Source organism: Spiroplasma endosymbiont of Zeiraphera isertana (genome assembly GCF_964030805.1).
Lineage (GTDB): Bacteria > Bacillota_I > Bacilli_A > Mycoplasmatales > VBWQ01 > Spiroplasma_E.
Map to the genome: position 1 here is coordinate 1272182 of NZ_OZ034965.1, position 17850 is coordinate 1290031.

Here is a 17850-nt window from a genome sequence, read left to right on the forward strand (position 1 = left end):
TATATTAAAAGATATTAATCTTTTATTTTATTATTACTTCTAAAATATTTAATAACATCAACTAAACCTAAAAATAACATTTGTGGTTCATAAATATAAGAAAAATCAAAATAAGATTTTAAAATTGGTACACTACCTCCTGTTAAAATTACAGGTAAAATAATATTTGTTTCCTTTTTAATTCTAGCAACTATACTATTAATCATTGCACTAAAACCATAACCATAACCAATTGATAAAGCATGATTAGTATTTTTACCTAACATTGATTGATAATGTTGCATTTCAAAATCAACAAGTAAAGCAGCATTATCAATCAATGCATCTTTACTTGTACTAAATCCAGGTCCAATAATAACGCCAACCAAAACATCATTAACAACAACACTATAGGTAGTAGCAGTTCCCAAACTAACAACTATCGCATTGTGATACTTAGTATAAGCAGCATATGATAATGCTATCAAATCACTACCTAATTGACGATTTTCTAAATTAAGTTTTAAAGGTAAAGAACTTAGTAAATTAAAATCAACAATTAACGGTTTTAAATTATATGTAAAAACAATTAATTTTTCTATTATTATTAAAAAATTTGGAACAACACAACTAATAACAGCTTCTTCAAAATGTAATTTTTTATTTAATTTAAATGCTTTTTTCAATTGAACAATTGCATTTTTACTTTTGGTTTCTATTACTGCTCATTGTTCAATAATTTCACTATCATTAATCATAGCAATCTTAATTAATGTATTACCAATATCTACTAATAACAAACTTTTCATTATTATACTTGTTGAACCATTTCTTTGGTTGAAGCTAATTCATCATACAGTGTACGAACAAGATTATTTAAGTTTTCAACTTGTAAAAACTTACCACTACGAGCTATTGAAACATAACCATTAGTTTCACTAACAATAACTGATACTGCATCGGTTTGCTCTGATATTCCAATAGCAGCACGATGACGTGAACCAAATTGACTAGATATTTTTTTATTAGTTAGTGGAAAATAAGTAGAGGCACATTCAATACGACCTAAACGAATAATAACTGCACCATCATGCAATGCTGAACCTTTAATAAAAATAGATTGTAATAGTTGTGAAGTTACTTCACCATCAATTTTTACTCCCAAATCAGTATATTCATTTAATGAAACATTCCTTTCAATAGTAATTAGTGCTCCAATTTTTTCTTCTGCTAATTTAATCACTGCTTCTGCTAAAACACTTGCTAACATTCTTTTTTCTGAAGTTGCTAGTAGTTTCATATGAGATTTATTTCTTGTTGTTCATCAAACTTTTTTACCATGAATAAAGGTATTCATAACTATTAAAATAAGAATTGTCATTAATAAAGAAATGGTTATTCCAAATAAAACCGCTATTTCAGCAATAACTGTTCCAATATCTGCTGAAATTACAGTCGAAATAATATTTAACGGTAATACGCTCATATTAAATACCACCATTCCTTTATTTTTTGATTCCACTACTTTAATTATAAAGTAAAAAAATTATTTTTGATATTATTAGTATAACAACTTATAATAATTTACAAAATACTCCTTTTAAAAATAAATTTAAAAGGAGTACTAATATTTTTGATAATTTTAGATTTTATCTTATATAAGTTTATAAAATTATTATTTGTTAATTATCTTTATTAACTATAAATTTGGTACAGTGTTATGAAGATAATTTTTATTTACTACGGATAATGTTGATAAATTCTTATTTACTTCTGCTTTTATTAAAAAATCATTATCACTATCTTTACTATTTTCTCTTGAAGATAATTTTTGTTTTAATTGTATTATCATTTTTAATGCATTTGATAGTTTTGCTAATTCCTTTAAAGATAAAGATACTTCTTACAATATTTTTTAAGAAATGAAATTTATTAAGGAAATTATCCCCACATGTACTAGTGTGGAGGAAAAAATGAATTGAAACGAATTCAATAGCATATTTCAAACTGAAAACGATTGTTTGAAATATATAGCGAAGTTGAAAATAATGAAATGCATCAGGTGTGCTTCTTCTAGTTTGAATAATTCTGATTTGCGAAGAATACGATGTTTGAACTGTAACCAAACATTTAGTATTCTTTATGGAACCATTTTTTATAAGTCACAGACCCAAATGACATCTTGGTTTTATCTCATCTTTAGATGAATAAACACAAAGCATGGCATACCAGCAACCGATGTTGCAAGGGAATTGGGTGTGACCTATAAAACAGCTTGAAGAATGTGTCATGAAATCAGGACTAGAATTGGAAATCAAGATGCAGGTTTCATTGTTGATGGCACAGCACAGATGGATGAAATGTATCTTTCACATTTAGGTTTTAAAAAACAAGGAAGATTCTTGTTGAATAAAACTTTGATTGTTGGAGTTTATGAGAAAACCAGCAACAAACTAATTGTGAAGGTGCTGAAAAATGCAGATGAAAAAAAACCTTTTAAGATTTGCATTGAAACACATTTTTACTGAGTGCTGTCTATTTACGGATTCTTGGAAGGGATATGTAAGTTTCAAAAACTTCTATCCCAAACATGAAATCGTAAATCATGAAGTTGGGTATGTGTCACCAACAGGTGTAAACACAAACCAGATTGAATCAGCACGAAAGCACATCCGACGAACTTTCCGAACACACATAAGAGTTTCAAAGCACAATATTCATTTATATGCAAAAGAATCAACATATAAATTCAATAACATACCTAGTTTTGAAACTGTAATTTTGTGTTTAATTTAAATACATGCAGGGATAATTTCCTAGGTAGGCTTTTATCTCCATTTATGTGATAAAATTTAAAAATAGTACATAAAGGGATAAAAGCCTTTATTAATCTTTATCAATAAAATACTATACATTCATTATCTTGAATCATTTCTTTGCTATATTTTTTTATTTAGTTTTTATCTAATATTTTTTAAATTCTCTTTTCACAACGTAAAAATACTTTACGTTATAATCTACTTCTTAATTATAAATAGTATTTTTAGCAAATTATTTTGTTATATTCTTTGATTTAACTTTATTATTTTTATTTAAATTTATGACTAACTCAATTATGCCTGTTTTGTTTTTAAAAATGAATACACACTTAAAGACTATTCTAAACCTACCTTAATTGTTAACCTTTATTATAAATTAATAATATTAGTATATTAAAGTATTCTATAATTAAAATTAACAAATATAATAATTGTAATCTCTTTTCATAAAAATATAAACCAAACGAAACACGATCATAGCAAAATTTGTTTTTTTATTTTGTCGTATCATTTAAATAATATGATATTTTCGTTTTAATTGTTTTAAATTAATTAAATTAAATAAAGTTGAAATACTAAAAATAATCAAAATAATTAATAATGCAGTTATTAATAATCATATAGCCCCTGGAATACCATAAAAAGATTTGTGAATGTTTAAGATAAGCTCAAACCTTTCCTGCTTGTCAACGAAATTCACCACGAATTAACATTATAACTGCTCAAATAACTGGATAAATATAGTACATTCACATACGCTTTTTTCAAAATTCTTTAGTTGTGAAAACACTACCTTGTTCTCTTGGCATAATAAAAAAGTAAATAATCATTATAATCGGAACTACCATATGTTGGACAATATTAGTAAATCATGCATAAAAGGTTTGTAGTTGATTTACTAAAGTTGGTAATAACATAACATTAAAAACAATACCTGTAATAGTAATAAAAGTTGTTACTGCTAAAGTCATATATTGGCCAAATCATTTACTATCAATTCTACCTTCTTGTTCTCAAAAAATAGCAGATGATATTAATCAAATAATAACAAAAACATTAGTTTGAATTGTAAAAAAAGAAAAATAATTTAAAATAAAATCTCCTTTATCTTCAGTAAATCACATTCAGTTTCTAGCATCTTTTTTTGTTGATCAGTTACAGTAATCCCATTAATTAAAGGTGATAATAATCCATATAATAAAACTGCTAGAAAAAATAAACCAAAACTTAATTTAAAATAAAATTTTCAATCCTTAATACAATCATATCAACTTAAATCTATAATATATTTCCCCCTTTGTTTAATTGTAACACTTATTAGTTTTTAATAATTTTTAACACAAAAACTCATTTCAACACTTTTTTTCTTTTAGCACTACTTATAATTTTTACTTTTTATTAATCCAAAAATACAAATTTTGGCTGATTCTGGTTACCAAAATTACAAAAAAATCATAAAAAACATTTTTAACATTTAAAAAGTTTATAAAAAATCTATTGCTTTAAAATTAAAGAAATAGGATTTAAAATAAACTTGATATTAAGTTTATAAAATTATTGTAATATAGTTTTCTATACCATTATATTTTTATACAAATTAACATCGTTAAATGTTTTTAATATTTAATTCTAAACTATCAAATCAAAAACTAATTAATATTATTTTTAATAATATCTGTTATTTCTTTAACAGCAATATCTAAGTCATCGTTAATAACAATATAATCATATTCATGTTGAACTTTAAATTCTTCTTTTGCTTTATTTAATCTTTTCTCAATAATTGCTTCTGACTCACTAGCACGCATACGAATTCTTTGTTCTAATTCTTGATAAGAAGGAGGCATAATAAAAATACTCATAATATCATTGCGATGTTCATAATTTTTTAAAACTTGACTAGCACCATCAACCTCAATTTCCAAAATAACGTTATAACCTTGATTTTGCAAATTTAAAACATAACTCTTACTAGTACCATAGTAATTACCAATAAAATTTGTATATTCTAAAAAATCATTACCTTTAACATTATTTAAAAAAGTTGATACATCAACAAAAAAATAATTAATGCCATCTTGTTCTTTATTACGTGGTTTTCTTGTTGTCATCGAAACTGAATATGCTAAATTTAATGATTTATCAGCAAATAATTTAGCAATAATTGCACCCTTACCAACACCACTTGGTCCAGAAAGAATAATTAATTTTCCTTTTTTTTGTGCCATTTACATTCTACTTTCTACTTTTCATAAAATTGAATTATTTTAATATATATTTTACCGTATTTTTTATTAGATACTACTTTAAAATGGAAATTTAATTGTAAATTTTCAAGTGGTACATTTGTTTCTAAAACAATTAAAGCATTATTAGCAAGTAAATTATTTTTATAAAAGAAATCAATAATTCACTGTTGAAAAGTAATATTTGCAAACGGTGGATCAATAAAAACAATATCACACTGTTGTACTAGTGTTTTACTAAAAATTTGATAATCCAAATTACTTAATTTAACTTGTTCTTGTAAATTACAAGCAAAACAATTTTGATTAATAATATTACAAGCAGCTTTATTAATATCATTTGCAAAAGCAAATTTTGCCCCTCGTGATAAACTTTCAAGAATTAAATTACCACTTCCAGCAAATAAATCAACAACAATTTTATCTTCAAAACTACAATAATTTAACATAATATTAAAAATATTTTCTTTAATTCGATTTAAGGTTGGCCGTGTTGATAAACCATCTAAAGTAATTATTTTTTTTCCTTTTAATTTTCCAGCAATAATTTTCATGTTTTCTCCAAAATTTAGTTTATAATAACTTTATCATTAAATTTGATAAAAGCAAATTAGTTTAATTTATTATTTATTACAAACTGTTGAAAGGATCTGCAATGTTAAAAAAATTACAAAACGAAGTACCATCAGCATCTTGAATTACTGAAGATACAAAACCTAGTTTATTAAAACCTTGTGCTGATGTTATTTTACCCTTAACACCTAAAGATGAAAATATTATGAAACGTATGATTGATTGAGTAAAAGCATCACAAGATAAAGAATTTAATGCTAACAACATTTTAACCGAAGCTATTGGTATTGCTGCACCACAAATTGGAGAAAATATAAAAATGTATTATATTTTATTACCAATTCCTGATAAAAATGAAAAGATTATTTACTATGAACATGCATTAATAAATCCAAAAATCATTGGTAAAAGCGAACAAATAGCTTATTTAAAAAAAGGTGAAGGTTGTTTAAGTGTAACTAATCACCCTCATGAAGGTTTAGTTCCACGTAGTTATAAAATCAACGTTACAGGTTATGACTATTTAAAAAAGAAAAAAGTAACTTTAACTGTTAGAGGTTATGAAGCAATTGTTTTTCAACATGAGCAAGACCATTTAGAAGGAAAACTCTTTTATCATCACATTAATAAGGATAATCCTTGACTTAATAATGATAAATGGATTATGATATAAAGTAGAATGATAAACTTAAGTTTTTAAATTGTTTTATTATAGTTAAATATCATATACCAAATAAGTAATAAGTAAAAACATGATTAAATTCATTACATTTTTTTATGTTATGTTTTATGTTATTTCCTTATAATTTTAAAATGAATGAAGGAGAAAAAATATGAGTGATACACCCACAAAAAATACTATGCCAGTTAAAAAGTTCGTCACGAAAATCTTTGCACTTGGTGGGCTAGAAGAAGTTGGAAAAAATACTTATGTAATTGAACAAGATAATGAAATTATTATTATTGATGCTGGAGTAAAATTTGCTGATGCTTCTATGCCAGGAATTGAAGCAGTAATTCCTGATTATAGTTACCTAAAAGAAAATAAACATAAAATTAAAGGAATATTTATTACTCATGGTCATGAAGATCATATTGGTGGTATACCATACTTATTAAAAGAAATTAGTGATATTCCAGCTATTTATGCTCCTAACTTAGCAGCAGCTTTAATTCGTCATAAAATTAAGGACAAAGGAATAAAATCAAAAATAAAAATAAATATTGTTGATGGTAATAGTAAAATTAAAACTAACAGATTTATTATTATTTTTTTTGCTGTTAATCATTCAATTCCTGATGCATATGGAATTTGTGTAGAAAATTCAAATGGAACTGTTGTAACAACAGGTGATTATAAATTCGATTGAACACCTTTAGGTCATAAAGCAGATATTGATAAAATGGCACAAATGGGTCAAAAAGGAGTAACATTATTTTTAGCAGATTCAACGAATGCTGAAGTACCCGGTTATACAATGACAGAAATGCTTGTTGTTAAAAGAATTAGTGAAATATTTGCTAAAGCAAAGGGCAGAATTTTAATTTCTACTTTTGCTTCTAATGTACACCGTTTACAACAAATTATTGAAGTTGCAACAAAACATAATAGAAAAGTTATTGTTGTTGGAAGAAGTTTAGAAAGAATAGTTAATGTTATTCGTCAAATGGGACATTTAAAAGTTCGTGATAGTTCATTTATTAAAGCAGAAGAAGCTAAAAAATATGATAATAATCAAATTGTTATTATTTGTACGGGTTCCCAAGGTGAACCAATGGCAGCATTATCAAGAATTGCTAATCGCGAACATAGTCAAATAAAAATTATACCCGGTGATACAGTAATATTCTCTTCATCAGCAATTCCTGGTAACCGTGCTGACGTTGAAAGAGTAGTTAATAAACTAACACGACTTAGTGCGATTGTTGAAGAAAATTCACCATTAAATTGATTGCATACTTCTGGTCATGCTTCACAAGAAGAACAAAAATTAATGTTAAATTTAATTAAACCATCATACTTTATGCCAATGCATGGTGATTATCGAATGTTAAAAGTTCATAAAGAAACAGCTGTATCAATTGGAATCCCTGAAGAAAATATATTTATTTGTGCTAACGGTGATCCAATTATTATGGATAATGGTAAATGTTCTTTAAGCGATAAACGCATTGCTGCTGATCCTATTTATGTTGATGGTGGTAAAGATATGTCTGGAGTAACAACTGCTGCAGTAATCCGTGATAGACAAATTCTTTCTAAAGATGGTTTAATTGCAATTGTTGTTTCTATTGATTCACAAAATAATAAATTATTAGCACCACCAACGTTTATTTCTCGCGGTTCTTTCTATGTTCGTGATGCAGCACCTTTAGTATCTGAAGCAATATCATTACTAACAAAAGCTATTAATGAAGTATTAAAAAGTGAAAGACCTACTTTTGCTACAATAAAAAATGCTATCAAATCAACATTAGCACCTTATATATTTAAAAAGAAAAGAAGAAACCCTTTAATTATTCCTGTTATATTAAATAAAAAATAGTTTTTAAAACTATTTTTTATTTTTTTGATATATTTTATTAAACATAATTAGCATTGAGTATGATGCTATTATTAAGGGTTAACTATTAATTCTTCTCCTACAAGAATCATAACTTCACCGATTTTAAATCTAACTGTAATTTTATCATTGGCCATAAAATTACCTGTTGTTTTATCATTTTTTGTTACTAATAATTTTAGTGATCCTTTATTTAATAATTTTTGGATTCCAAAGATTGTTTTAACATTATCTGGGCGTATAAAGTTAATGGTTAGATTTAAAAAGAAGTTAAATGAGAGATAATACTCTCATTTTTTAATTGTTGAACAATTATAATTAATTATTTTATTAAACCAGCACTTTATTAAAGTAATTAATTATTCCATAACTAAATAAAAAATTATTTAGGCTATTGTGCTGGAATATTCCAATAGTAATTTTTCTGTTGCTCTTTGAAAATTTCAGAAATTTTGGTTCCCTTCCCCTGGAACCCCCACCCTCCAAGGCTTTGCTACCTACAGTAGCATAAGCCTTACGTATAGTAGATAAGTAGTTAATAGTATATAAGCCTTTTATCACTGTAGGTGATAAGGCTTATACATAGAAAGGATTTGTAATGATTAATGTTAATTTAGATATTAAAAATAAAATTAAAGAAACAACTAAAGGTATGTTATTAGAAATTGGTGAATATGAAACACGATTTCCAATTAAAGATACTATTATTGATGAAAAAAATAAAAAAATAGCATTAAAAATAATTGAAGATGTTTATTATAAATTAGGTAAAAAATCAATAACAAAAGATATTGAAAGTGTTAAAGGTAGTGATATTTTAAAATATATTAAAAATATTCCAAATATTACTAGAAATGAAAATGAATTAATATCTTGTGAATTTTATGAACAATATAATGGTTATTATATTTTTAAAAATGATAAAAATCAAGAATGTTTTAAATATAACATTACATGAGAACAAGATATGAAAAGTTTTAAAATCAATAATCCTTATAAAGAAAATGATAAGCCAATTAATTATATTGTTACACCAACGAAAGATATAAATACTCATAATGAAAAAATATTTTATTTAAAGTATTAAAGGAAATTAATATGTTATTAAATATTGAAAAAATAGCATTAATTAAAAATTTATGTAATGAAAAATTACTTAAAAATAAAAAAGGCTTTTATCCCTTTATGTACTATTTTTAAATTTTATCACATAAATGGAGATAAAAGCCTACCTAGGAAATTATCCCCGCATGTATTTAAATCAAACACAAAATTACAGTTTCAAAACTAGGTATGTTATTGAATTTATATGCTGATTCTTTTGCATATAAATGAATATTGTGCTTTGAAACTCTTATGTGTGTTCGGAAAGTTCGTCGGATGTGCTTTCATGCTGATTCAATCTGGTTTGTGTTTACACCTGTTGGTGACACATACCCAACTTCATGATTTACGATTTCATGTTTGGGATAGAAGTTTTTGAAACTTACATATCCCTTCCAAGAATCCGTAAATAGACAGCACTCAGTAAAAATGTGTTTCAATGCAAATCTTAAAAGGTTTTTTTCATCTGCATTTTTCAGCACCTTCACAATTAGTTTGTTGCTGGTTTTCTCATAAACTCCAACAATCAAAGTTTTATTCAACAAGGATCTTCCTTGTTTTTTAAAACCTAAATGTGAAAGATACATTTCATCCATCTGTGCTGTGCCATCAACAATGAAACCTGCATCTTGATTTCCAATTCTAGTCCTGATTTCATGACACATTCTTCAAGCTTTTTTATAGGTCACACCCAATTCCCTTGCAACATCGGTTGCTGGTATGCCATGCTTTGTGTTTATTCATCTAAAGATGAGATAAAACCAAGATGTCATTTGGGTCTGTGACTTATAAAAAACGGTTCCACAAAGAATACTAAATGTTTGGTTACAGTTCAAACATCGTATTCTTCTCAAATCAGAAGCATTCAAACTAGAAGAAGCACACCTGATGCATTTCATTATTTTCAACTTCGCTATATATTTCAAACAATCGTTTTCAGTTTGAAATATGCTGTTGAATTCATTTCAATTCATTTTTTCCTCCACACTAGTACATGCAGGGATAATTTCCATAAAAAATATATTGAAATACAAGAAATATTAAAAATTATAGAAAGGGATTAATAATTATGGAATGTAGAGAATATAGAATTAAAGGTTCATGTGATATTTGTCATAAAAATTTTTTAATTTTCAAAAAAACTCTTGATGAAATAAAAAAAATCATCAACCTGGCCTAAAATTTGATTTTATTTAATTTTGGGATTTATTTTTTTTACAAACTGAAATATAATGCTTCAGATTTTGCATAAGGTGATATTTTATAATGTTGGTATTTAAATTTTCATAAATTGAGGTAATTTTGAATATTGGTAAATCCAATGCCATGATAATGAGTAATAAATTCTTTTAAACTTGATTGTATTTTACTGATATTACTTAAATTTTTATAATTTAATTCTTTATTTTCTTTTGATTTAAATTTCTTGAGAGTACATTTTGTTTGTTTAGCTACTGTATCATATAGTATTTGCATATCACAAACTATAATTGATTTTTCTTCGATAAGCTTAGATGTTAAATTTTCTTGTACTCATTTTTTTGTTAATCTTTTAGTATTTGTTGTTTGAGCATAAATATTTTTATTTTCATCAATTGCCATTTCAATACAACAGTTTAAATCTTTAGCATTTTCTTCAATTCATTTTTTTCTTGGATCATCTGGATTTTTGAAATTTCCTTTATGAATTTCTTTGATAAAAGTTTCATCAATTTCAATTCTACCTTTTAATTTTGTGAATGGTTTTTGTGTTTTTGCTAATTGTGATGATTTCATAAATTTTTGACGATTAAATCATGCTGATGTTTTTGAAATTTTAGCAAATTGAGAAATAGTATAAGCAGATTGACCTAACAATGACAATCAAATTATTCAATCTCATTGTTCATGAGATAAATGACTTCAATGTAAAAAATGATTTCTTAAAGCATCAAAGCTACTTTTACAATCTTTGCATAAATATTTTTGCTTATTATTCTTAAAACCATTTTTTACACATCAATAAGATTTACAATTTGGACATTGAATTCCTTTTTCTTTAAATTTTTTATCAATTGCATCTAATTTTTCTTTTTTCTCAATTTGTTTAATTCTATTTTTAAAATGTCTAATAATTTTTATAAATTCTTCATCTTTTTTGTTTTTTAAAACATCAATTAATTCATTATTAGTCACAAAAAATCACCCCTGATATAAAAATATTACTTTTAATTTTAAATTAAAAGTAATATCAAGATTTTTTGTTAAAATTAAAATAAAAATTCATCATATGGAAATAGAACTTGTAATAAATGTTTTTATAAATTAATAGGTGAAAAAAATGAAATGTAATATTCATAATGAAAAATATATTTGAATTAGTGACATAGATAATAGTTATTGTTGTAATAAATGTATAGATGAAATGATTGAAGAAGATATGTATTTAACATCAAATAATTGAGATTACTTATATGAATATTATATTAATAGACTTGGTGCAAAACCTTTAATTTTAACAATTTAACGATTATTATTAATATTAAAGGTGATAGTTATTATGTTGAAAAAATATAAAAATGATCAAGAATTTTATAGTTTAGTCGGCATAAAGCCACAAACATTTTATAAAATGCTTGAAATTTTAAAAATTGCTGAGTCTAAACAAAATATTATGGTGGTAGAAAAAATAAAATTGTAATTGAAGAGCGTTTATTAATGACTTTAGAATATTGAAAAGACTATAGTAGTTGTAGAGTTATTGCAAAAAGATATAATATTAGTCATACTAGTTGCATTCGTAATATTTTTTGAATTGAAAATATTTTAATAAAAAGCGGAATTTTTAATTTACCTGAAAAAAAAGATTTAACAAAAAATAAAGGTACTAATAATAATTTGTTAGCTATTGATGCTACTGAAACTCCAATTGAAAGAATTAAAAAAAACTAAAATTACTTTTTTCAGGTAAAAAGAAACATCATTCTCTCAAATCCCAAATAATTATTGATATTTCCAATGGAAAAATTATTTCAACTGCTTTTTGTTTTGGAAGCATTCATGATTTTAAATTGCTTCTAAAATCTAAAACTTTTATTCATCCAGAAAAACAAGTTTTTGTTGATTCAGGTTATCAAGGTATACAAAATATTCATAAAAATACATTAGACTTGGTGCAAAACTAAGGTAATTCAAAATTATATATTCCTGCTATTAAATTAAATCTTAATGCAAATCTTCGTATTTTATTGCGATATTTTAAACTTAAAATTTTAAAACGTTTTAGTTTAGCAAATACGTGTTCAATTTTAATTCTAATTTTACTTAAAGTTTTATTGTATTCTTTTTGAATTGGTGTTAATTGATTGTATTTACTTTTTTTAAATGGCAAAAATGTATTTTTATTAATATTTTGTATACCTTGATAACCTGAATCAACAAAAACTTGTTTTTCTGGATGAATAAAAGTTTTAGATTTTAGAAGCAATTTAAAATCATGAATGCTTCCAAAACAAAAAGCAGTTGAAATAATTTTTCCATTGGAAATATCAATAATTATTTGGGATTTGAGAGAATGATGTTTCTTTTTACCTGAAAAAAGTAATTTTAGTTTTTTTAATTCTTTCAATTGGAGTTTCAGTAGCATCAATAGCTAACAAATTATTATTAGTACCTTTATTTTTTGTTAAATCTTTTTTTCCAGGTAAATTAAAAATTCCGCTTTTTATTAAAATATTTTCAATTCAAAAAATATTACGAATGCAACTAGTATGACTAATATTATATCTTTTTGCAATAACTCTACAACTACTATAGTCTTTTCAATATTCTAAAGTCATTAATAAACGCTCTTCAATTACAATTTTATTTTTTCTACCACCATAATATTTTTGTTTAGACTCAGCAATTTTTAAAATTTCAAGCATTTTATAAAATGTTTGTGGCTTTATGCCGACTAAACTATAAAATTCTTGATCATCTTTATATTTTTTCAACATAATAACTATCACCTTTAATATTAATAATAATCGTTAAATTGTTAAAATTAAAGGTTTTGCACCAAGTCTAATTCATTTTTTTCTTTTAATTTTCAAAAAAACTCTTGATGAAATAAAAAAAATCATCAACCTGGCCTAAAATTTGATTTTATTTAATTTTGGGATTTATTTTTTTTACAAACTGAAATATAATGCTTCGGATTTTGCATAAGGTGATATTTTATAATGTTGGTATTTAAATTTTCATAAATTGAGGTAATTTTGAATATTGGTAAATCCAATGCCATGATAATGAGTAATAAATTCTTTTAAACTTGATTGTATTTTACTGATATTACTTAAATTTTTATAATTTAATTCTTTATTTTCTTTTGATTTAAATTTCTTGAGATTACATTTTGTTTGTTTAGCTACTGTATCATATAGTATTTGCATATCACAAACTATAATTGATTTTTCTTCGATAAGCTTAGATGTTAAATTTTCTTGTACTCATTTTTTTGTTAATCTTTTAGTATTTGTTGTTTGAGCATAAATATTTTTATTTTCATCAATTGCCATTTCAATACAACAGTTTAAATCTTTAGCATTTTCTTCAATTCATTTTTTTCTTGGATCATCTGGATTTTTGAAATTTCCTTTATGAATTTCTTTGATAAAAGTTTCATCAATTTCAATTCTACCTTTTAATTTTGTGAATGGTTTTTGTGTTTTTGCTAATTGTGATGATTTCATAAATTTTTGACGATTAAATCATGCTGATGTTTTTGAAATTTTAGCAAATTGAGAAATAGTATAAGCAGATTGACCTAACAATGACAATCAAATTATTCAATCTCATTGTTCATGAGATAAATGACTTCAATGTAAAAAATGATTTCTTAAAGCATCAAAGCTACTTTTACAATCTTTGCATAAATATTTTTGCTTATTATTCTTAAAACCATTTTTTACACATCAATAAGATTTACAATTTGGACATTGAATTCCTTTTTCTTTAAATTTTTTATCAATTGCATCTAATTTTTCTTTTTTCTCAATTTGTTTAATTCTATTTTTAAAATGTCTAATAATTTTTATAAATTCTTCATCTTTTTTGTTTTTTAAAACATCAATTAATTCATTATTAGTCACAAAAAATCACCCCCGATATAAAAATATTACTTTTAATTTTAAATTAAAAGTAATATCAAGATTTTTTGTGAAAATTAAAAATTTATTCTGATAAACCACAAGATTTAACTACAAGTAATGATATTAGAGCAATTTTATTAGATGAATATCCTAAATTAAGAAATGATTATTTTATTGTTAGCGATGTACATGATAATTATGCTATATGTGTTGGTGATAATATACATTGTGAAGGTAAAGTAATAATTAAAATAGAAAAACAAACTAATTTATTAAAAGGAGTTAATACAAATGCCAATTTCTGAAAATATACAATCAAATAATTATACTTTATTAAAAATAATTCGTTCTTCAATGAGTCCATTATCAGCAATGATAGGTACAAGTGCTTATTATGGACAAGTAATCGGTAATCCAGTTTTAGGTTCAATTAATAGTTTATTATTTGGTAAAAATTAGGTTTAGATATATTAAATTTAAATCAAAGACCAAATACTAAAACTAAATTAATTAATAGTAGTAAAAAAATATTATTAGGTTTAGGAACAATTGGTTTAGCAAATTATGCTAAATTTACTACTAATTCAATTAATCCAAATCCTAATCCATTTCCAGATGATTTATTATTAATGAACAATAATACTAATAATTTAATGGCTTGAGATACATATATTAGTTTAAATGCTTATGGTATTTCAAATCTTATTAATGGAATTACAGAATTAATTCCTAATAGATTTGAAACTATACGTAAAATAGCAAATATGGGTACTGGTGGTTGTTTAATATCAAGTGGTGTTGCTATGGGTATAAATAATGATTTTAATAATGCTTATGCAGTACCTACCATAATTGCTGGTGCAAGTGAAATAATCCATAATTTACTACCTATGGAAAGTACAAATCATATTCAAGAAATGCAAGAAACACCATTTAATAATGAAACCGCAAGATTAATTAATGATAATATATTTACTATTAATAGTGAAACATCTAGTCAATATGGTAGTGATAATATGAGCGAAGTACCATTAAATCATGATAATGCTTCATTAAATTGAGATTATAATCATATGAGTTTATAATGTTACCTTTAATTATTGAATGAATATATTATGCATTAGCAAGTAATGATATTAAATTAGCATTAATAAATGCTTTAAAAAATTATTATAAAAATCAATCATTAAAAGCAGTATTTGATAGTGAAAATATTAGTGAAAAAGAAATACATCAACCATATAGTGTTTTTAATCCAAATATACTTAAAAAATTAACAAGTATATTAAAACCAAGTGAATTATCTATATTACAAAATGAAATTAATAAATTTAAAAATCAAATAAATAGTTTGAAAAATTCTATTATGCCAACAGAAATTAGAACTGTTAAAAATTATGTTAATAAATTTAATAATTTATTTAAAGAAAATGAAGAAGAAATACCAGAAAATGCATGAGAAGTATTATCAAGTTCATGATTTAAAAAAGGAAGATTTATTGTTGATAATAAAAATTTAAAAATTGGAACTTTAACTACGTTATTTCAAAGTGATAATGATAAAAGACAAATATGATATGGTCCATATACTTATCCAACATTTCCACAAGAAATATGAATATTAATGACACAAGCTAAAGGTAAAAATGGTTCTGGTGCTGGAACAATATTTTGAAAATTTTGAAATAGAAAATGATTACCAAGTCAATTAAGAAAATATGTTAAAAGTGAATTAGCAAAAAAAGGTAAATATTATGGTTCACAAGATACTAGTGTAATTTATCCTAATAATATTAATGTACAAAAAACTATGAATTTTATTAATAGATTAGAAAAAGGTTTTTTTAAATTAAAAGAATAGACTTGGTGCAAAACTAAGGTAATTCAAAATTATATATTCCTGCTATTAAATTAAATCTTAATGCAAATCTTCGTATTTTATTGCGATATTTTAAACTTAAAATTTTAAAACGTTTTAGTTTAGCAAATACGTGTTCAATTTTAATTCTAATTTTACTTAAAGTTTTATTGTATTCTTTTTGAATTGGTGTTAATTGATTGTATTTACTTTTTTTAAATGGCAAAAATGTATTTTTATGAATATTTTGTATACCTTGATAACCTGAATCAACAAAAACTTGTTTTTCTGGATGAATAAAAGTTTTAGATTTTAGAAGCAATTTAAAATCATGAATACTTCCAAAACAAAAAGCAGTTGAAATAATTTTTCCATTGGAAATATCAATAATTATTTGGGATTTGAGAGAATGATGTTTCTTTTTACCTGAAAAAAGTAATTTTAGTTTTTTTTAATTCTTTCAATTGGAGTTTCAGTAGCATCAATAGCTAACAAATTATTATTAGTACCTTTATTTTTTGTTAAATCTTTTTTTCCAGGTAAATTAAAAATTCCGCTTTTTATTAAAATATTTTCAATTCAAAAAATATTACGAATGCAACTAGTATGACTAATATTATATCTTTTTGCAATAACTCTATAACTACTATAGTCTTTTCAATATTCTAAAGTCATTAATAAACGCTCTTCAATTACAATTTTATTTTTTCTACCACCATAATATTTTTGTTTAGACTCAGCAATTTTTAAAATTTCAAGCATTTTATAAAATGTTTGTGGCTTTATGCCGACTAAACTATAAAATTCTTGATCATCTTTATATTTTTTCAACATAATAACTATCACCTTTAATATTAATAATAATCGTTAAATTGTTAAAATTAAAGGTTTTGCACCAAGTCTAATTTATGAAAATTTAAATACCAACATTATAAAATATCACCTTATGCAAAATCTGAAGCATTATATTTCAGTTTGTAAAAAAAATAAATCCCAAAATTAAATAAAATCAAATTTTAGGCCAGGTTGATGATTTTTTTTATTTCATCAAGAGTTTTTTTGAAAATTAAAAGAAAATTTTAAAGGAGTGTAAAAATGAATCAATTATAATTACAAAATGCAATGAAATTAATAGAAAAATTTGAAGAATTACAAGAAGAATTTAATAGTAAATATGAAGATTTAGAAATTAACATTAATGCTGATGGTGATTTAAAAATTAGTCTTGATTATTTTAATTATAAAAAGGTAAATCAATTAGAACAAGTAATTATTGATTATAAAAGAATTATTAAAGGTTAAAGGAGATGAATAAATATGACAGCAGCACCTAAAAAGAAACCAGAAGATTTAATGATTAAACAAATTATTGTTCATTTAAGATTTACTGAAAAAGATTATGAAAAATTAAAAGAAATTTGTGAAGAAAGAAATATGAAAATTAATGGTTTTATAAGAAATTTAATTAAAAAAGCAATAAATAAATAGAAAGAGTGATTATAATGAATAATTGATATAAAAAAATACTTAAATTACAATTAGAAATTGGTAGTACACCTAAAAATAGTTTTAATAAATTTGGAAATTATAAATATT

General features: G+C 24.0%; 26 protein-coding genes. 14 read left to right on the top strand and 12 right to left on the bottom strand.

Annotated features, from left to right (window positions below):
- Positions 1 to 14 precede the first annotated feature (14 nt).
- Together AAHM78_RS08875 and AAHM78_RS08880 are read right to left on the bottom strand one after the other, a co-directional pair.
- Positions 15 to 779 carry a type III pantothenate kinase gene (locus tag AAHM78_RS08875; protein WP_342252891.1) on the bottom strand — a complete coding sequence of 255 codons (765 nt, stop codon included), beginning with the start codon at positions 777 to 779 and terminating at the stop codon, positions 15 to 17.
- Between the two features lie 11 nt (positions 780 to 790).
- Entirely contained in the window at positions 791 to 1501 is a 711-nt protein-coding gene (locus AAHM78_RS08880) for a DNA integrity scanning protein DisA nucleotide-binding domain protein (RefSeq protein ID WP_342252892.1), read from the bottom strand.
- Between the two features lie 959 nt (positions 1502 to 2460).
- Here AAHM78_RS08880 and AAHM78_RS08885 point away from each other — a divergent pair.
- Complete coding sequence (locus tag AAHM78_RS08885; RefSeq protein ID WP_342252893.1) at positions 2461 to 2775, top strand: transposase; 315 nt, start codon at positions 2461 to 2463, stop codon at positions 2773 to 2775.
- A gap of 598 nt (positions 2776 to 3373) precedes the next feature.
- On the opposite strand, the gene AAHM78_RS08890 is transcribed toward AAHM78_RS08885, so the two are convergent.
- From AAHM78_RS08890 to AAHM78_RS08900, 3 genes are all read right to left on the bottom strand, one after another.
- On the bottom strand, positions 3374 to 3922 hold the full coding sequence (locus AAHM78_RS08890; protein ID WP_342252894.1) for a Pr6Pr family membrane protein: 549 nt from the start codon (positions 3920 to 3922) through the stop codon (positions 3374 to 3376).
- 525 nt (positions 3923 to 4447) lie between these two features.
- Complete coding sequence (gene gmk / locus AAHM78_RS08895) at positions 4448 to 5026, bottom strand: guanylate kinase (protein WP_342252895.1); 579 nt, start codon at positions 5024 to 5026, stop codon at positions 4448 to 4450.
- Positions 5027 to 5040: 14 nt separating this feature from the next.
- Positions 5041 to 5598: an RsmD family RNA methyltransferase gene (locus AAHM78_RS08900; RefSeq protein WP_342252896.1), complete on the bottom strand. Its 558-nt coding sequence runs from the start codon at positions 5596 to 5598 to the stop codon at positions 5041 to 5043.
- 101 nt (positions 5599 to 5699) lie between these two features.
- On the opposite strand from AAHM78_RS08900, the gene def reads away from it, so the two are divergent.
- The 3 genes from def to AAHM78_RS08915 all read left to right on the top strand — a co-directional run bounded on the left by def (position 5700) and on the right by AAHM78_RS08915 (position 9268).
- A complete protein-coding gene (def, locus tag AAHM78_RS08905; protein WP_342252897.1) occupies positions 5700 to 6290 on the top strand; it encodes a peptide deformylase in 591 nt (196 codons plus the stop codon).
- Between the two features lie 160 nt (positions 6291 to 6450).
- Positions 6451 to 8163 carry a ribonuclease J gene (locus tag AAHM78_RS08910; protein ID WP_342252898.1) on the top strand — a complete coding sequence of 571 codons (1713 nt, stop codon included), beginning with the start codon at positions 6451 to 6453 and terminating at the stop codon, positions 8161 to 8163.
- Positions 8164 to 8779: 616 nt separating this feature from the next.
- Complete coding sequence (locus tag AAHM78_RS08915) at positions 8780 to 9268, top strand: hypothetical protein (protein WP_342252899.1); 489 nt, start codon at positions 8780 to 8782, stop codon at positions 9266 to 9268.
- 169 nt (positions 9269 to 9437) lie between these two features.
- Here AAHM78_RS08915 and AAHM78_RS08920 read toward each other — a convergent pair whose 3' ends face one another.
- The gene (locus AAHM78_RS08920; RefSeq protein WP_342252900.1) at positions 9438 to 10154 is read right to left on the bottom strand and encodes an IS1595 family transposase; all 717 of its coding nucleotides are present in this window, start codon (positions 10152 to 10154) and stop codon (positions 9438 to 9440) included.
- A gap of 346 nt (positions 10155 to 10500) precedes the next feature.
- Complete coding sequence (locus tag AAHM78_RS08925; protein ID WP_342252847.1) at positions 10501 to 11460, bottom strand: IS1595 family transposase; 960 nt, start codon at positions 11458 to 11460, stop codon at positions 10501 to 10503.
- 145 nt (positions 11461 to 11605) lie between these two features.
- Between AAHM78_RS08925 and AAHM78_RS08930 the strand changes: the two genes are divergently transcribed.
- From AAHM78_RS08930 to AAHM78_RS08945, 4 genes are read left to right on the top strand one after another with little or no spacing between them, the layout of a single operon-like run.
- The gene (locus tag AAHM78_RS08930; RefSeq protein ID WP_342252901.1) at positions 11606 to 11791 is read left to right on the top strand and encodes a hypothetical protein; all 186 of its coding nucleotides are present in this window, start codon (positions 11606 to 11608) and stop codon (positions 11789 to 11791) included.
- 33 nt (positions 11792 to 11824) lie between these two features.
- Complete coding sequence (locus AAHM78_RS08935) at positions 11825 to 11965, top strand: hypothetical protein (RefSeq protein ID WP_342252902.1); 141 nt, start codon at positions 11825 to 11827, stop codon at positions 11963 to 11965.
- Positions 11966 to 11982: 17 nt separating this feature from the next.
- Positions 11983 to 12216, top strand: coding sequence for a transposase family protein (locus AAHM78_RS08940; protein WP_342252903.1), 234 nt, complete (start codon positions 11983 to 11985; stop codon positions 12214 to 12216).
- A 59-nt stretch (positions 12217 to 12275) separates the two neighbouring features.
- The gene (locus AAHM78_RS08945; RefSeq protein ID WP_342255119.1) at positions 12276 to 12449 is read left to right on the top strand and encodes a hypothetical protein; all 174 of its coding nucleotides are present in this window, start codon (positions 12276 to 12278) and stop codon (positions 12447 to 12449) included.
- Here AAHM78_RS08945 and AAHM78_RS08950 read toward each other — a convergent pair.
- From AAHM78_RS08950 to AAHM78_RS08960, 3 genes are all read right to left on the bottom strand, one after another.
- A complete protein-coding gene (locus tag AAHM78_RS08950) occupies positions 12446 to 12910 on the bottom strand; it encodes a transposase family protein (protein ID WP_342255120.1) in 465 nt (154 codons plus the stop codon). The two genes, AAHM78_RS08945 and AAHM78_RS08950, sit on opposite strands and share 4 nt — an antisense overlap.
- Positions 12852 to 13262 carry a transposase family protein gene (locus tag AAHM78_RS08955; protein ID WP_342252904.1) on the bottom strand — a complete coding sequence of 137 codons (411 nt, stop codon included), beginning with the start codon at positions 13260 to 13262 and terminating at the stop codon, positions 12852 to 12854. Before AAHM78_RS08955 ends, AAHM78_RS08950 begins: the two co-directional genes overlap by 59 nt.
- 174 nt (positions 13263 to 13436) lie before the next feature.
- The gene (locus tag AAHM78_RS08960; protein WP_342252905.1) at positions 13437 to 14396 is read right to left on the bottom strand and encodes an IS1595 family transposase; all 960 of its coding nucleotides are present in this window, start codon (positions 14394 to 14396) and stop codon (positions 13437 to 13439) included.
- Positions 14397 to 14461: 65 nt separating this feature from the next.
- On the opposite strand from AAHM78_RS08960, the gene AAHM78_RS08965 reads away from it, so the two are divergent.
- The 4 genes from AAHM78_RS08965 (at position 14462) to AAHM78_RS08980 (ending at position 16257) form a co-directional block, all read left to right on the top strand.
- Positions 14462 to 14719, top strand: coding sequence for a hypothetical protein (locus AAHM78_RS08965; RefSeq protein WP_342252906.1), 258 nt, complete (start codon positions 14462 to 14464; stop codon positions 14717 to 14719).
- Entirely contained in the window at positions 14688 to 14855 is a 168-nt protein-coding gene (locus AAHM78_RS08970; RefSeq protein WP_342252907.1) for a hypothetical protein, read from the top strand. Before AAHM78_RS08965 ends, AAHM78_RS08970 begins: the two co-directional genes overlap by 32 nt.
- Before the next feature lie 170 nt (positions 14856 to 15025).
- Positions 15026 to 15481 (top strand): hypothetical protein, encoded by a 456-nt coding sequence (locus tag AAHM78_RS08975; protein WP_342252908.1) that lies wholly within the window; start codon positions 15026 to 15028, stop codon positions 15479 to 15481.
- Positions 15481 to 16257, top strand: coding sequence for a hypothetical protein (locus AAHM78_RS08980; RefSeq protein WP_342252909.1), 777 nt, complete (start codon positions 15481 to 15483; stop codon positions 16255 to 16257). The genes AAHM78_RS08975 and AAHM78_RS08980 overlap by 1 nt, the downstream gene beginning before the upstream one ends.
- Positions 16258 to 16270: 13 nt before the next feature.
- On the opposite strand, the gene AAHM78_RS08985 is transcribed toward AAHM78_RS08980, so the two are convergent.
- Both AAHM78_RS08985 and AAHM78_RS08990 read right to left on the bottom strand, forming a co-directional pair.
- A complete protein-coding gene (locus AAHM78_RS08985) occupies positions 16271 to 16693 on the bottom strand; it encodes a transposase family protein (protein ID WP_342255003.1) in 423 nt (140 codons plus the stop codon).
- A gap of 2 nt (positions 16694 to 16695) precedes the next feature.
- Positions 16696 to 17088, bottom strand: a complete 393-nt coding sequence (locus AAHM78_RS08990) for a transposase family protein (RefSeq protein WP_342252835.1) — start codon at positions 17086 to 17088, stop codon at positions 16696 to 16698.
- 288 nt (positions 17089 to 17376) lie between these two features.
- Here AAHM78_RS08990 and AAHM78_RS08995 point away from each other — a divergent pair, with 288 nt between their 5' ends.
- Both AAHM78_RS08995 and AAHM78_RS09000 read left to right on the top strand, forming a co-directional pair.
- The gene (locus AAHM78_RS08995) at positions 17377 to 17556 is read left to right on the top strand and encodes a hypothetical protein (protein WP_342252910.1); all 180 of its coding nucleotides are present in this window, start codon (positions 17377 to 17379) and stop codon (positions 17554 to 17556) included.
- A gap of 15 nt (positions 17557 to 17571) precedes the next feature.
- Positions 17572 to 17742, top strand: a complete 171-nt coding sequence (locus AAHM78_RS09000) for a hypothetical protein (RefSeq protein WP_342252911.1) — start codon at positions 17572 to 17574, stop codon at positions 17740 to 17742.
- Positions 17743 to 17850: the final 108 nt, after the last annotated feature.